At 69.0% G+C, this 13,336-nt stretch carries 12 protein-coding genes; 7 read left to right on the top strand and 5 right to left on the bottom strand.

Annotated elements, in window-relative coordinates:
• Positions 1-30 precede the first annotated feature (30 nt).
• Both HL658_RS01715 and HL658_RS01710 read left to right on the top strand, forming a co-directional pair.
• The gene (locus HL658_RS01715; protein ID WP_180280786.1) at positions 31-1,008 is read left to right on the top strand and encodes a DnaJ C-terminal domain-containing protein; all 978 of its coding nucleotides are present in this window, start codon (positions 31-33) and stop codon (positions 1,006-1,008) included.
• A 101-nt stretch (positions 1,009-1,109) separates the two neighbouring features.
• Positions 1,110-1,670, top strand: coding sequence for a hypothetical protein (locus HL658_RS01710; RefSeq protein ID WP_180287619.1), 561 nt, complete (start codon positions 1,110-1,112; stop codon positions 1,668-1,670).
• 13 nt (positions 1,671-1,683) lie between these two features.
• On the opposite strand, the gene HL658_RS01705 is transcribed toward HL658_RS01710, so the two are convergent.
• Positions 1,684-3,036 carry a YihY family inner membrane protein gene (locus tag HL658_RS01705; protein ID WP_180280156.1) on the bottom strand — a complete coding sequence of 451 codons (1,353 nt, stop codon included), beginning with the start codon at positions 3,034-3,036 and terminating at the stop codon, positions 1,684-1,686.
• Positions 3,037-3,130: 94 nt separating this feature from the next.
• On the opposite strand from HL658_RS01705, the gene fabI reads away from it, so the two are divergent.
• The 3 genes from fabI to HL658_RS01690 are packed head-to-tail and all read left to right on the top strand — an operon-like array spanning position 3,131 to position 5,703.
• Complete coding sequence (gene fabI / locus HL658_RS01700; RefSeq protein ID WP_180280155.1) at positions 3,131-3,976, top strand: enoyl-ACP reductase FabI; 846 nt, start codon at positions 3,131-3,133, stop codon at positions 3,974-3,976.
• Positions 3,977-4,033: 57 nt separating this feature from the next.
• Positions 4,034-5,107: a chorismate synthase gene (gene aroC / locus HL658_RS01695; RefSeq protein WP_180280154.1), complete on the top strand. Its 1,074-nt coding sequence runs from the start codon at positions 4,034-4,036 to the stop codon at positions 5,105-5,107.
• 5 nt (positions 5,108-5,112) lie between these two features.
• The gene (locus HL658_RS01690) at positions 5,113-5,703 is read left to right on the top strand and encodes an invasion associated locus B family protein (RefSeq protein ID WP_180280153.1); all 591 of its coding nucleotides are present in this window, start codon (positions 5,113-5,115) and stop codon (positions 5,701-5,703) included.
• Here HL658_RS01690 and HL658_RS01685 read toward each other — a convergent pair whose 3' ends face one another.
• Positions 5,704-6,783 (bottom strand): response regulator, encoded by a 1,080-nt coding sequence (locus HL658_RS01685; RefSeq protein WP_180280152.1) that lies wholly within the window; start codon positions 6,781-6,783, stop codon positions 5,704-5,706.
• Positions 6,784-6,961: 178 nt separating this feature from the next.
• Between HL658_RS01685 and HL658_RS01680 the strand changes: the two genes are divergently transcribed.
• On the top strand, positions 6,962-7,534 hold the full coding sequence (locus tag HL658_RS01680; protein ID WP_180280151.1) for a peroxidase-related enzyme: 573 nt from the start codon (positions 6,962-6,964) through the stop codon (positions 7,532-7,534).
• A 27-nt stretch (positions 7,535-7,561) separates the two neighbouring features.
• A complete protein-coding gene (gene sppA, locus HL658_RS01675) occupies positions 7,562-9,301 on the top strand; it encodes a signal peptide peptidase SppA (RefSeq protein WP_180280150.1) in 1,740 nt (579 codons plus the stop codon).
• Between the two features lie 12 nt (positions 9,302-9,313).
• Here sppA and HL658_RS01670 read toward each other — a convergent pair whose 3' ends face one another.
• The 3 genes from HL658_RS01670 to dxs form a co-directional block, all read right to left on the bottom strand.
• Entirely contained in the window at positions 9,314-10,054 is a 741-nt protein-coding gene (locus HL658_RS01670; RefSeq protein ID WP_180280149.1) for a TlyA family RNA methyltransferase, read from the bottom strand.
• A 60-nt stretch (positions 10,055-10,114) separates the two neighbouring features.
• The gene (locus HL658_RS01665) at positions 10,115-11,164 is read right to left on the bottom strand and encodes a sensor histidine kinase (RefSeq protein ID WP_180280148.1); all 1,050 of its coding nucleotides are present in this window, start codon (positions 11,162-11,164) and stop codon (positions 10,115-10,117) included.
• A gap of 246 nt (positions 11,165-11,410) precedes the next feature.
• A complete protein-coding gene (gene dxs / locus HL658_RS01660) occupies positions 11,411-13,333 on the bottom strand; it encodes a 1-deoxy-D-xylulose-5-phosphate synthase (RefSeq protein WP_180280147.1) in 1,923 nt (640 codons plus the stop codon).
• Between the last annotated feature and the right edge of the window lie 3 nt (positions 13,334-13,336).

The following is a 13,336-nucleotide window of genomic DNA, read 5'->3' as shown; positions in this document are numbered from 1 at the left end:
GGGCTTGGAGTAGCCCCTCCCTTGGCCACGATGCGCGATCCGTACCAGACCCTCGGCGTCGCCCGCACCGCGACCTCGGATGAGATCAAGAAGGCGTACCGGAAGCTCGCCAAGGAGCATCATCCGGACCGCAAGCCGGATGCGCCGGGCAACGAGGAGCGCTTCAAGGAGGTCTCGGCCGCCTACGCGATCCTCTCCGATCCCGAAAAGCGCGCGCGCTACGACCGGGGGGAGATCGACGCGGGCGGTGCCGAACGCACCCACCGCGACCCGCGCGCCGGTGCCCGCGCCTACAGCGCGCGGGCGCGGGCGGGCGGAACGTCCTCCGCCGGGGACGACGGTTTCTCCTTCAGCGCCGAGGACTTCTTCCACGACATGTTCGGCCGGCGGCGGAGCGGTAGCGCCGGCACCGGCGGAGCGTCCGGAGGCTCGGCCGGCGGTGCCGGCGCGCAAAGCGGCCCCAAGGTGCGCGGCGCCGACATCGCCTATTCCGTCGCCGTGCCCTTCCTGGAAGCGGCCCAGGGCACCCGGCGGCGGATCAGCCTGTCGCACGGCAAGAGCCTGGACGTGAACATCCCGCCCGGCACCGAGAACGAGCAGAAGCTGCGCCTGAAGGGCCAGGGGCTGCCGGGTCTCGGCGGCGCCGAGGCCGGCGACGCCATCGTCGAGGTGCTGGTGGACCCGCACCCCTTCTTCACCCGCCAGGACGGCGACATCCACCTGGAGGTCCCCATCACCCTGAACGAGGCGGTGCTGGGCTCGACCATCCGGGTACCGACGGTAACCGGCCCCGTGGCGGTGAAGGTGCCGCCGGGATCGAACACCGGGTCGATCCTGCGGCTGCGCGGCAAGGGCGTGGTCAGCCAGAAGACGAAGCAGACCGGCGACCAGTATGTGAAGCTGAAGGTCGTGCTGCCCGACCCACCCGACAGCGAGCTGGTCCGCTTCATCGAGGATTGGGCCAGGACCCGCAGCTACGACGTCCGAAAGAAGGCGGGGCTGGAGTAGCCGCCTCCGCCCTCGTCCACCGCCCCTTGTCGCTTGTGCGGGGCCGGTTGCCGGCCTAATTCTTTCGCACACACGCGAAAGGGTAGGCGGCGATGGACCTGATGGCGGGCGACATCCTGATCAACACCCGAAAGTTCGGTCACGCCGGGCTGGGGGTGTGCAACAGCATGGGGCGGGCGCTCACCACCCTGAGCAGCCCGGCGACCCGCGCCATCGACGTGATCCACGCCACCAACGACGGCATCGTCTACGGCTGGGGGCTCAAGGCCTACGTCTACCGGCCGAACGACCTGACCTACGGCGACGCCCGCAAGATCGCCCGCATCGCCGACGAGATCCGCAGCGGCTCGCAATACGGTGCGGCCCGGGCGGTGTTCAAGTCGTGGAGCGGCTCCAGCGCCTTCGGCAAGGATGCACGGACACGGCTCGCCAAGTACCGCGAGCGGCTGGCGCTGCGGGACACGGCCGGCGGCACGACACCGATCGTGAAGCACGTGTTCTGCTCGGAGTTCGTCATCCTGTGCTACCAGCTCGCGCTGGGCGAGGATCACCGCCTGTTCATCCGGCTGGACGCCATGCACACACTGCCCAGCGGCCTGAAGAAGCATCTCGACCAGAACGCCGCGAACTGGCGCATGGTGGGGGAGATCGACGCGGCCTGACGGCGCCTGCTCCCTATGGCGACGACCGCCGCGGGCGCAGCGGCACCGGCGGCGCACCTTCGCCCAGGCTGGGCGCCGGCGTGGGAACCGGCTGGTCGGTCAGCAGATCCTTCAGCGGGATGCCCAGCACCTCCTGCATGCCGGCTTCCGCTTGGTCGAGCAGGTGGGCGGTGCGCTCCTGCCACGGCGTTTCCAGCCCGCCGAGGCCCCGCACCGTCCCGCGCATGCCGATGCCCAGCGCCTTCAGCAGGTCGAACAGCGTCGATTCGCCGAGGTCACGGGTGACCACCCACGAATCGCGGGTGGTGTGGGCGACCCAGTGGGCGTCGCGCAGCTGCTCCAGGATGCCGTCGATCAGCGCCGTGCCCACCGGCACGCGGGTCACCAGCGTCCGCCGCCGCAACCCCACCCCCAGCCGGCTGGCGGCCAGCAGTTCGTGCAGCACCGCCATGGCGAGCGCCAGCCGCTGTCCGGGCAGCAGCCCTTCCGGCCCGCCGCGGGTGATCTTGCCCGCCCGCCATTCGGGAAAGGCGGCCGTGACGACGGCCCCGAACAGCACCGTGGACCACGCGATGTAGAGCCAGAACAGGAAGATCGGCACGGTGGACAGCGCGCCGTAGATGGTCTGGTAGGCCGGATACTCCCGCATGTACCAGGCGAACAGCGACTTCGACGTCTCCAGCAGCAGCGAGCCTATGATGCCGCCGCACAGCGCGTCCAGCCAGCGCACGGGACGGTTGGGGATGATCATGTAGAGAAGCGTGCAGCCCACCATCTGCAACAGGAAGGGCAGCACCCCCCCGAATCCGACCAGCGGGTAGGCCAGCTCCTCCAGATGCGCGCCCTGGAGCACCGACCACAGGGTGGTCGACAAGGACAGGCTGGCGCCGGCGAACAGCGGCGTCAGCGACACCACGGCCCAGAAGGACAGGATCCGGGTGACCAGCGAGCGCGGCTCGTTGACGCGCCAGATGGCGGCGAAGGACCCCTCGATCGTCCAGATCAGCAGCACCGCCGACACCGCCAGCCCGATCACCCCGAAGATCGTCATCTGCCCGGCGTTCGCCATGAACTGGCCGAGATACTCCAGGATGGCGTCGCCGATCTCCGGCACGATGTTGCGGATGATCATGCCCTGGATCTGGGTCTGCAGGGCACTGAAGGCCGGGAACGCGGTGAAGATGGCGAAGCCGATCGTCATGATCGGCACGATCGCCAGCAGCGAGGTGTAGGTGAGCGAGGCCGCCGTCTGGAAGCAGTTGTCGTTGTAGAAGCGCAGCGCCGAATAGACCAGGAACCCCCACAGCTCGCGGCCCGCGGCACGGGCGCGGCGCGGTGCTCTCCGGACCCTCTCAACGAACCCCATCAGCGTGCCCCCGCCTCGATTTGACCCGGCCGGTCTTTGGTGTAGGATGCGCCCCACTTTTCACGCCAAGCGGTTCGAGAAACAAGAGGTCTGGATGTCCAACGGGAAGCCGCTGATGGAAGGCAAGCGCGGCCTGATCATGGGCGTGGCGAACGATCGGTCGATCGCCTGGGGTATCGCACAGGCGGCGGCCCAGCACGGTGCCGAGCTCGCCTTCACCTACCAGGGCGAGGCGCTGGCCAAGCGCGTGCGTCCGCTCGCCGAACAGGTCGGCGCCAAGCTGGTGGTGCCTTGCGACGTGAGCGACGACGCCAGCATCGACGCCACCTTCGCGGCCCTGGAAGCGGAGTGGGGTTCGCTCGATTTCGTGGTCCATGCGATCGCGTTTTCCGATAAGAACGAACTGGATGGCGAATACCTCAACACCACGCGCGGCAACTTCCTCCGCACGATGGACATCTCCTGCTACTCCTTCACCGCGGTGGCGCAGCGTGCGGTGCCGCTGATGAAGAACGGCGGCAGCCTCGTGACCCTCTCCTATCTGGGGGCGGAGCGGGTGATGCCGCACTACAACGTCATGGGCGTGGCGAAGGCGGCGTTGGAAGCGAGCGTGCGCTATCTGGCCGTCGATCTGGGTGGCCGGGCCATCCGCGTCAATGCCATCTCCGCCGGCCCCATCAAGACGCTGGCCGCCAGCGGCATCGGCGACTTCCGCTACATTCTGAAGTGGAACGAGCTGAACGCACCGCTGAAGCGCAACGTCACCATCCAGGACGTGGGCGGGGCCGGGCTGTTCCTGCTGAGTGACATCGGCGCCGGCGTGACCGGCGAGGTGTTGCATGTGGACAGCGGTTACCACGCCGTCGGCATGGTGGCGGTGGACGCCGCCCCGCAGGTGGCGCAGCTCCTCAACTCGCTGGCCCCGGCCAAGCCGGAGTGAGCGGAGGGGCGGCGGCCCGCTGGGCCCGCCGCCCCCGATCGCGGGAGTTCGCACGCCATGGCCGGCAACAGCTTCGGCACCCTCTTCCGATTCACCACCTGGGGCGAGAGCCACGGGCCCGCCATCGGCGTCGTGGTGGACGGTTGCCCGTCGCGCATCCCGCTGACCGAGGCGGATATCCAACCCTGGCTGGACAAGCGCAAGCCCGGCCAGTCCCGCTACACCACCCAGCGGCGGGAGGACGACGCCGTCCGCATCCAGTCCGGGGTGTTCGAGGGGGTGACCACCGGCACGCCCATCGCGCTGATGATCGAGAACACCGACCAGCGCTCCAAGGACTACGGCGACATCGCCGCGAAATTCCGGCCCGGCCACGCCGATTACGCGTACTGGAAGAAGTACGGGGTGCGTGATTACCGCGGCGGCGGCCGGTCCAGCGCGCGGGAGACCGCCTGCCGCGTCGCGGCCGGTGCGGTGGCGCGCCGCATCCTCGACGGCGTCACCATCCGCGGGGTGCTGGTACAGATGGGCCCGCACCGCATCGACCGCAGCCGCTGGGACTGGGCCGAGGTCGACGCCAACCCGTTCTTCTGCCCGGACCGGGAGGCGGCGGCGCAGTGGGCCGACTATCTGGACGGCGTGCGCAAGGCGGGCTCCTCCTGCGGCGCGGTGATCGAGGTGGTGGCGTCCGGCGTGCCGGCTGGGCTGGGCGATCCGCTCTACGACAAGCTCGACAGCGACCTCGCCCGGGCGATGATGACCATCAACGCCGTCAAGGGCGTGGAGATCGGTGACGGCTTCGCCACCGCCGCCCTGAGCGGGGAGGAGAACGCGGACGAGATGCGCGCGGCTCCCGGCGGCGGGGTGGAGTTCCTGTCGAACCACGCCGGCGGCATTCTGGGCGGCATCTCCACCGGGCAGGACATCGTGGTGCGCTTCGCGGTGAAGCCGACCAGCTCCATCCTGCAGCCGCGCCGCACGGTGGACATCGACGGCAACGACACCGAGATCGTGACGAAAGGCCGTCACGATCCCTGCGTGGGCATCCGCGGGGTGCCGGTGGGCGAGGCGATGATGGCCTGCGTGCTGGCCGACCACTGGCTGCGTCGGCGGGCCGAGACGGGGAGCTGAACCGCATGGCTCTGCGGGGTTGGGCAGCGGGGACGATCGGGATGGCCGGACTGGCGCTCGCCGCCTCCGCCGCGGCGCAGATACCGGGGCGTACGCAGAACGTCCTGGAACCCCCGCAGGAGTACAGCGAGACGTACAAGGACTGGAAGCTGTACTGCCAGGTCTGGCCGTCGCCCCGGCGCGTGGAGTGCGAGATCGCGACGCGCTTCGGCACCGGCTCCAACCGCGACTCGCGGCTGGTGTGGTTGCGCTCCTCCGACCGTTGGCTGGATGGGCTGCGCTTCCGTCTGGATCCGGCGGTGCTGTCCGTGCAGAAGCCGATCCGCATCTGGATCGACAACGACCTGTTCCGCCCGGAATTCCCCTGCACCCCCTTCGCGTTCGAGCCCAACACCTGCGCCGTGGCGAACCCGAAGGTGAACCGCCAGTTGGCGGAGGCGATGAAGGCCGCCGTCAAGGTGTCGGCCGTCGGGATCGATCCGGGCACCGGCAGGAAGGCCACCATCAGCTTTCCATTGGCCGGCTTCACCGCGGCGGTCGAGCGCACCGAGCAGCTCCGCGAGGAGGCCGGCGTCCCGTGGAACGAGAAGATCTGATCAGCCGCCGGCCTTGGCGTACTTCTTCTTCGCCACCTCCAACGAGGCCAGAAGCTGCTGGCCCGTGGCCCCGCCGTCGCCGCTGATGCGGCCGTTCATCACCGCCCGGATAGCGTCGGCGTGCGCCTTGAACAGCCGGTGCTCGTTGCTGGTGATCACCGGGAACTCGCCGGAGGTCGCCTCGTACAGTGATTTCGCGACGTGGGTGATCAGCGGATAGCCGAAGATTCCGCCCTGCCCGCGCATCTCGTGCGCCGCACGATGGATCATGCCCATGATGGCGGGAACCTGCTCCGGCTCCTGCGGCAGCCGGTCGATGCGGCGGATCAGCGTCTCCACCTCCTCGCTGATCCACACCGCGTAGTCGCCGGCCCGCTCCTGGATTTCCGCCTCCGCCGCGGCCAGCACATCCTCCGGCAGGCTCGGCACCGGCCCCTTGGGCGCGATTCCCACCTTGGCGCCCAGGCGGTTCGGCAGGTCGAAAATGACGACCGGGTAACGGTCGATCCCCACCGCCTTGGACTGGCTGTGAACGACCAGCACCTCTTCCGGGGTGGTCATGCGGCAGTCCATCTGCACGGGCTTGACCGTGCGCCGCCGGTCCGGTCCGAAATAGCCGTTGCAGAGCACGAATCGGCGCGGCCGCGCCAACGCCTGCATCAGGCGGGCACCGACCGTGCGGGCGGAGAAGGGCTTGGCGATGAAGTCGGTCGCCCCCAGATCGCGCGCCTGCTCCACATAATGCCGATCGGCGGCACCGGACAGCATCAGCACGGGCAGGAACTTGTCGGGCGAACGCGGGCTGGAACGGATCCAGCGCAGCAGCATCAGCCCGTCCACATCCGGCATCACGAGATCGGTGATCAGCAGGTCCACCGGGGCCGTTCCCCGCGGCAGGGCGGCCCGGCGCTCCTCCAGGAAGCGCACCGCCTCCACCCCGCTTCCGGCGCCATACACCTGCCCCACGCCCAGCGTCCGCAACACGCCGGTCAGCACGTTGCGGATGAAGGTTCCGTCCTCGACGATCAGGACGGACAGAAGGTCGAGCTTCAGCGCGCTCCGTCCAGCCGGTTCGTTCATGACAGGGGTCGATTGTTACCAAAGCACAATCCATCTGTGGCACGGCGGACGCCGATTTGCGAGCACAAAGCTTCGTGTGCACAGGCAACGGTGGCCGCCATGCCCGGAAGGAGCACTGGCCCGCGGCGCGTCGGCCGGCTACCCTCCCCGGCAACGATACAGCCGGAGGAGACCACCCGTGCCGCAGCCCGACCACATCATGGCCCTGCCCGTTCCGGACCCGTCGGAGTTGGACGACCAGGCGCAAGCCTACTTCGCCAAATGCACGGAAAAGCTGGGAATGGTTCCCAATGTGCTGCGCGCCTACAGCCTGCGGCCAAAGAAACTGGCCACCTTCATCCAGTTCTACAACGAGCTGATGCTGGGCGAGAGCAAGCTGTCGAAGCTGGAGCGGGAGATGATCGCGGTCGTCGTCTCCTCCGCCAACCGCTGCTACTACTGCCTCGTGGCGCATGGGCAGGCGGTGCGCAAATTGTCCGGAGATCCGCAGCTGGGCGAGATGCTGGTGATGAATTACCGAGTGGCGCCGCTGGAGGCGCGGCATCGCGCCATGCTCGATTTCGCGTGGAAGCTCACCACCGCCCCGTCATCGGTCGGTGACGACGACCGCAACGCGCTGCGCGACGCGGGATTCGGCGAGGAGGAGATCTTCGACATCGCCGACGTCGCCGGCTTCTACAACATGTCGAATCGGGTGGCGACCGCGGTGGACATGATCCCGAACCCGGAGTACCACGCGCTCGACCGCTGACGGATCCACAACCGAAAGCCCGCCCGGATGTTCACCTTCCTGGTCCGCCTGTTTGCTCTGATCGGCTTTCTCATCGTCGCCGGCGTCGTTACCGGGGTCTGGCTCTACTGGCGCAGCGAACCGTCCTTGCCCGACACCATCGTGCTGGAACTGGATTTCGAACGGCCGATGGTGGAGGCGGCCGGCGGCGGGCTGGATTCGCTGATCGGCCACAGCGACGCCACCCTCCGCGACGTGCTCGACGCGGTCGAGCGCGGGCGGACCGATCCGCGGGTCAAGGGGCTGGTCGCCCGATTCGGCGGCGACACCATGGGCTTCGCCCAGGCGCAGGAAATCCGCACGGCCATCGACCGCTTCCGCGCCACCGGCCGCTTCGCCATCGCCTACGCCGACAGCTTCGGGGAGAGCGGTGCCGGCAACCGCTCCTACATGCTGGCCAGCGCCTTCGACGAGGTGTGGCTGCAGCCGCTGGGGATCGTCAGTCTGACCGGTCTGTCGGCGCAGATCCCGTTCCTGCGCACGGCCCTGGACGAGTTGGGCGTCCGCCCGCAGTTCGAGCAGCGGGAGGAGTACAAGAGCTTCGCCGAGATGCTGACGCGCAGCGACTTCACCCCCGCCCACCGGGAGATGATGGAGTCGCTGATCGGCGACTTGACGGGCCAGATCGCCGACGCCGTGGCGCGCAGCCGCCGCATGGCGGTCGCGGAGGTGCGCGGGCTGATCGACCGCGCACCCCTGATGGACGGCGAGGCGCTGGCCGCCCGTCTGATCGACCGCATCGGCTACCGCGACGAGGCGGTGGCGGAGGCGGTGCGCCGCTCCGGCGGGGCGGAGCTGGTGGACCTGCTCGACTATCTCGCCATCGCCGGGCCGGTGCACGCGGAGGGGCCCACCATCGCGCTGATCCACGCCGTCGGCACCATCACCCGCGGCAGCGACGAGCGCGAGGCGCTGGATCCGCTGAACGCCACGGCCGAACGACTGGTCGGCGCGCTGGAGGAAGCAGCCGAGGATCCGACGGTGGTGGCCGCGATCCTGCGCATCGACAGCGGCGGCGGCTCCGTCGCCGCGTCCGAATCGATCCGCCGCGCCGTGGTCAAGCTGCGGGAAGCCGGCAAGCCGGTGGTGGTTTCGATGGGGGACACCGCCGCGTCGGGCGGCTATTGGATCGCCATGAACGCCGACCGCATCCTGGCCTCCCCGGCCACCTTCACCGGCTCCATCGGGGTGGTCGCCGGCAAGGTTTCGGGTGCGGCACTCTCCCAGCGTCTGGGTGTCAATTGGGGCGTGGTGGAGGTCGGCCGCAACGCCGGCATGTGGTCACCGGCCCGCCCCTTCAACGAGAGCCACGAGGAGCGGCTGAACGCACTGATCGACGCCTCCTACAAAGCTTTCCTCGACAAGGTGGCCGAGGCCCGGCGCCTCAGCCCGGAGCAGGTGCACGACGCCGCCCGCGGCCGGGTGTGGACGGGCACCCAGGCCCTGCGCCTCGGGCTGGTGGACGAGCTGGGCGACCAGGAACGCGCCATCGCCATAGCCCGCGAACTGGCCAAGCTGGCGCCCGACGCGCCGGTGACCCTGACACCTTTCCCGCCCCCGAAGTCCACGCTGGACGAGCTGCTGGATCTGGCGTCTGGCCGCGGCGAGCTGATCCAGGGCGCCCGCACCCTGGCCGCCCTCAAGCCGCTGGCGGACATGGCCCGCCCCCTGCTGGCCGCCCTCAACGCCGAACCGCGCATGGTGATGACGCCGACCGGCTTGCGGTGAGGATGGGGATCCTCACCCCTCCCGCCGGGCGCCGATCAGGAACTCCCGGTTCCCCTCCGGCCCCAGGATCGGGCTGTCGGTGATGCCGAGCACGCGCCAGCCGGGCAGCGACTCCAGCCAGCCGCGGATGCGGGCGCAAACCTCCTCGTGCAGGGCGGGGTCGCGGACGACGCCGCCTTTGCCGACGCGGCCCTTGCCCACCTCGAACTGCGGCTTGATCAGGGCGACCAACCCGGCACCCGGCGCGGTGAGCGCCAGCGCTGCCGGGAGCACCGTCTCCAGCCCGATGAAGCTGGCGTCGCAGACGACGAGGTTCACCGGCTCGGGCACCTCGGCGATGGTCAGATGGCGGGCGTTGGTGCGCTCCAGCACCACGACGCGGCTGTCCTGGCGCAGCTTCCAGGCAAGCTGTCCGTGCCCCACATCGACCGCATAGACCCTGGCAGCCCCGCGACTCAGCAGCACATCGGTGAAGCCGCCGGTGGAGGCGCCGACGTCCAGCGCCGTGACGCCAGCGGCGTCGATCCCGAAATGCTCCAGCCCCTTGTCCAGCTTCAGGCCGCCGCGCGACACCCAGGGATGGTCCTGCCCCTTCACGCTCAGCGGCGCGTCCGCTGCGATCAGATCGCCCGCCTTGTCGATGCGCCGCGTATCGGAGTGGACCAGCCCGGCCAGGATCAGCGCCTGCGCCTTCGCCCGGCTCTCCACCAGCCCGCGCTCCACCAGCGCCACATCCACCCTGATCCGCGCCATACCGACCGCTCCCGCACCATGCCGTCTATGGATGGCGCGGCGCGGCGCTCCGGGCAAGGGTCAAGCGGGGATGTCGATGACGAAGCGCGTGCCGGGGGCGTTCGGAGCAACGGTAAGCCGAGCCTTCACCTGGGCGGACAGCGCCCGCACCATCTTCATGCCCAGAGTGTCACCGCGACCGAGCTGGAAGCCCTCGGGCAACCCGCGACCGTCGTCGGCGACGGTCAAGCGGTGCCCGCCACCGGGCAAGGGCTCGAAACACACCAGCACATCGCCAGCCCCGCCGGGGCCATAGGCGTGTTTCATGGCGTTGCTGACCAGCTCGTTGACCACCAGCGCCAGTGGGATCACATGGTCGGTGGGCAAGGTCGCCTCGGTCGCCTCGACGCGGACGGTGCAGCCCCCGTTGCCCGGTGCCAAGCTGCGGGCGAGGTCGGCGGCCAGGTCGTGCAGATAGCTGCCGAAGGCCACCTGGTGGTACTGGCCCGTCTGGTACAGCCGGTGGTGCACCTGCGCCACGGTCGCGATGCGCGCGCACGCGTCCTGGAACTTGCGCCGCAGATCGGCGTCGGCGGCGGTCATTCCCTGCAGCGTCAGCAGGCTGGAAACGAGTTGCAGGCTGTTCTTGGCGCGATGGTTGACCTCGCGCAGCAGCGCGTCCTTCTCCGCCAGGGTATCGAGAAGGGCCTTGCGCCCCTCCTCCTTGCCGGTCACGTCATCGGCCGTGATGACGATAGCGGTGACCCGGCCCTCGCGGTCCGTGACCGGCCGGCACTCCACCGACCACACGCGGAACCCGTCGCGCGCACCGGATACATGGCGGTGCCGACGCGGCTCACCCGTCCGATGGACCTCATCGAGCCAGCCGACCCCCGGCAGTCCCACATTCTGGAGACCCGCCAGGGCGTCACCCCGGTGCAGCGGCTGGTGACCCGGTGCCAGCGCGCGAAAGGCGCGATTGGCAAAGACCAGACGGTGATCCGCGCCTTCCACCACAGCCGTCGCGACCGGTGACCACTCGACGATGTCGGCGAAGATGGCGGGATTCGTCAGCTCCTCGTCCACATCCGCCGTCGGCGCGACGCAGTTCCCGTCGGTTACGATGTCCATGACGCCATCATCATCAACGGTCCTGACAGCGGTTGCGAACATCGGCGGGGTCCGTGGTGGCGGACCGGGCTCCGCCAGTCCTTTATACAACCGTAGTCGAAACGAGATGCTTCATCTACTAAACAACTCTCACCACCCACCGGCAATTCGTAATAACCCTTTCGGACATCGGGTTGTTGGATGGTGAAAAAAGAAAAGGCCATGCCCTTGTGAGGCATGGCCTTCGTTGCGGCGGATGGCGACGGATCAGGCGCGGACGCCGCTCGCCGCGATATCCGTCCCGAGCGCACCCAGCGCCGTCTCCACGATGTGGCGGGCGGTCAGCCCGGCCAGTTCATACTGCTTGGCCGGGGTGTCATGGTCCTGAAGGATGTCCGGCAGCACCATGCTGCGGATCTTCAGCCCGCGGTCCAGCAGCCCGGCACCCGCCAGATGATGCAGGACGAAGCTGCCGAAGCCGCCGACGGAGCCTTCCTCGATGGTGATCAGCACCGCATGCTCGCGCGCCAGGCGGCCCACCAGCTCCTCGTCCAGCGGCTTGGCGAAGCGGGCGTCGGCGACGGTGGTGGAGAAGCCGCGGACCGCCAGCTCCTGCGCCGCCTTGCGGCATTCCGACAGACGTGTGCCGTAGCTGAGCAACGCGACGGTCGTGCCCTCCTGGACGATGCGGCCCTTGCCGATCTCCAGCACCTGACCACGCTCCGGCAAGTCGAGCCCGACCCCCTCCCCGCGCGGGTAGCGCAAGGCGCTCGGCCGGTCGTCGATGGCGGCCTGGGTCGCCACCATGTGCGTCAGTTCCACCTCGTCGGCCGCGGCCATCAGCACGATGCCCGGCAGACAGCCGAGATAGGCGATGTCGAAGGATCCGGCGTGGGTGGCGCCGTCCGCCCCCACCAGCCCGGCCCGGTCGAGGGCGAAGCGCACCGGCAGCTTCTGGATCACCACATCGTGCACGACCTGATCGTAGGCACGCTGGAGGAAGGTCGAGTAGATCGCGCAGAAGGGCTTGTATCCCTCCGATGCCATGCCTGCCGCGAAAGTCACCGCGTGCTGCTCGGCGATGCCCACGTCGAAGCAGCGGTCGGGGAAGCGCTTCGCGAACAGGTCCAGCCCGGTGCCCGACGGCATGGCGGCAGTGACGGCGACGATGCGCTGGTCCACCTCCGCCTCCTTGCTCAGGGCATCGGCGAAGACGCGGGTGTAGGTGGGGACGTTCGACTTCGGCTTGGCCTGGGCGCCGGTGACCACATCGAATTTCGCCACCGCGTGCAGCTTGTCGTCGGACGCTTCCGCGAAGCTGTAACCCTTGCCCTTCTTGGTCACGACGTGGATCAGGACGGGCTTGTCCTCCTCCGCGTCACGGACGTTCTGGAGCACCGGCAGCAAATGGTCGAGGTTGTGGCCGTCGATCGGGCCGACATAGTAGAAGCCCAGCTCCTCGAACAGCGTGCCGCCTGTGACGAGGCCGCGGGCGTACTCCTCCGCCCGGCGGGCGGCGGTGCGCAACGGGCGCGGAAGCTGCTCGGCGATGTCCTTGGCCAGATGGCGCAGGCTGAGATAGGGCTTGGACGAGATCAGCCGCGACAGATAGGCGCTCATGGCGCCCACCGGCGGGGCGATCGACATGTCGTTGTCGTTGAGGATGACCACCAGCCGGGTGTTCATCGATCCGGCGTTGTTCATCGCCTCGTACGCCATACCGGCGCTCATGGCACCGTCGCCGATCACCGCGACGACGTTGGACCGCCGGCCCTGGAGTTCGCGCGCCACCGCCATGCCGAGCCCGGCCGAGATGGAGGTGGAGCTGTGCCCGGCGCCGAACGGGTCGTACTCGCTCTCCGACCGCTTGGTGAAGCCGGACAGGCCGCCACCCATGCGCAGCGTGCGGATGCGGTCACGGCGCCCGGTCAGGATCTTGTGGGGGTAGCACTGGTGCCCGACGTCCCAGATCAGCCGGTCGTCGGGGGTGTCGAACACATAATGCAGGGCGACCGTCAGCTCGACGACTCCGAGCCCGGCCCCCAGGTGACCGCCGGTCACCGACACCGCGTCGATCGTCTCGGTGCGCAGCTCGTCGGCGAACTGACGGAGCTGCTCCGGTTTCAGGCGGCGCAGGTCGGCGGGATCCCTGACACGGTCGAGGAGGGGGGTCTTGCTGGGCGAGGTCACTCT

Source organism: Azospirillum oleiclasticum (genome assembly GCF_013423485.1).
Taxonomy (GTDB): Bacteria; Pseudomonadota; Alphaproteobacteria; order Azospirillales; family Azospirillaceae; genus Azospirillum; species Azospirillum oleiclasticum.
Note: the sequence above shows the minus strand (reverse complement) of the source record. Positions and strands in the feature narration are given on the sequence as shown.

Bases quoted from the DNA above. Each gene is read 5' to 3' on its own strand.
- HL658_RS01715 (WP_180280786.1), top strand. From the start codon at position 31: ATGCGCGATCCGTACCAGACCCTCGGCGTCGCCCGCACCGCGACCTCG.
- HL658_RS01710 (WP_180287619.1), top strand. From the start codon at position 1,110: ATGGCGGGCGACATCCTGATCAACACCCGAAAGTTCGGTCACGCCGGG.
- HL658_RS01705 (WP_180280156.1), bottom strand. From the start codon at position 3,036: ATGGGGTTCGTTGAGAGGGTCCGGAGAGCACCGCGCCGCGCCCGTGCC.
- fabI (WP_180280155.1), top strand. From the start codon at position 3,131: ATGTCCAACGGGAAGCCGCTGATGGAAGGCAAGCGCGGCCTGATCATG.
- aroC (WP_180280154.1), top strand. From the start codon at position 4,034: ATGGCCGGCAACAGCTTCGGCACCCTCTTCCGATTCACCACCTGGGGC.
- HL658_RS01690 (WP_180280153.1), top strand. From the start codon at position 5,113: ATGGCTCTGCGGGGTTGGGCAGCGGGGACGATCGGGATGGCCGGACTG.
- HL658_RS01685 (WP_180280152.1), bottom strand. From the start codon at position 6,783: ATGAACGAACCGGCTGGACGGAGCGCGCTGAAGCTCGACCTTCTGTCC.
- sppA (WP_180280150.1), top strand. From the start codon at position 7,562: ATGTTCACCTTCCTGGTCCGCCTGTTTGCTCTGATCGGCTTTCTCATC.
- HL658_RS01670 (WP_180280149.1), bottom strand. From the start codon at position 10,054: ATGGCGCGGATCAGGGTGGATGTGGCGCTGGTGGAGCGCGGGCTGGTG.
- HL658_RS01665 (WP_180280148.1), bottom strand. From the start codon at position 11,164: ATGGACATCGTAACCGACGGGAACTGCGTCGCGCCGACGGCGGATGTG.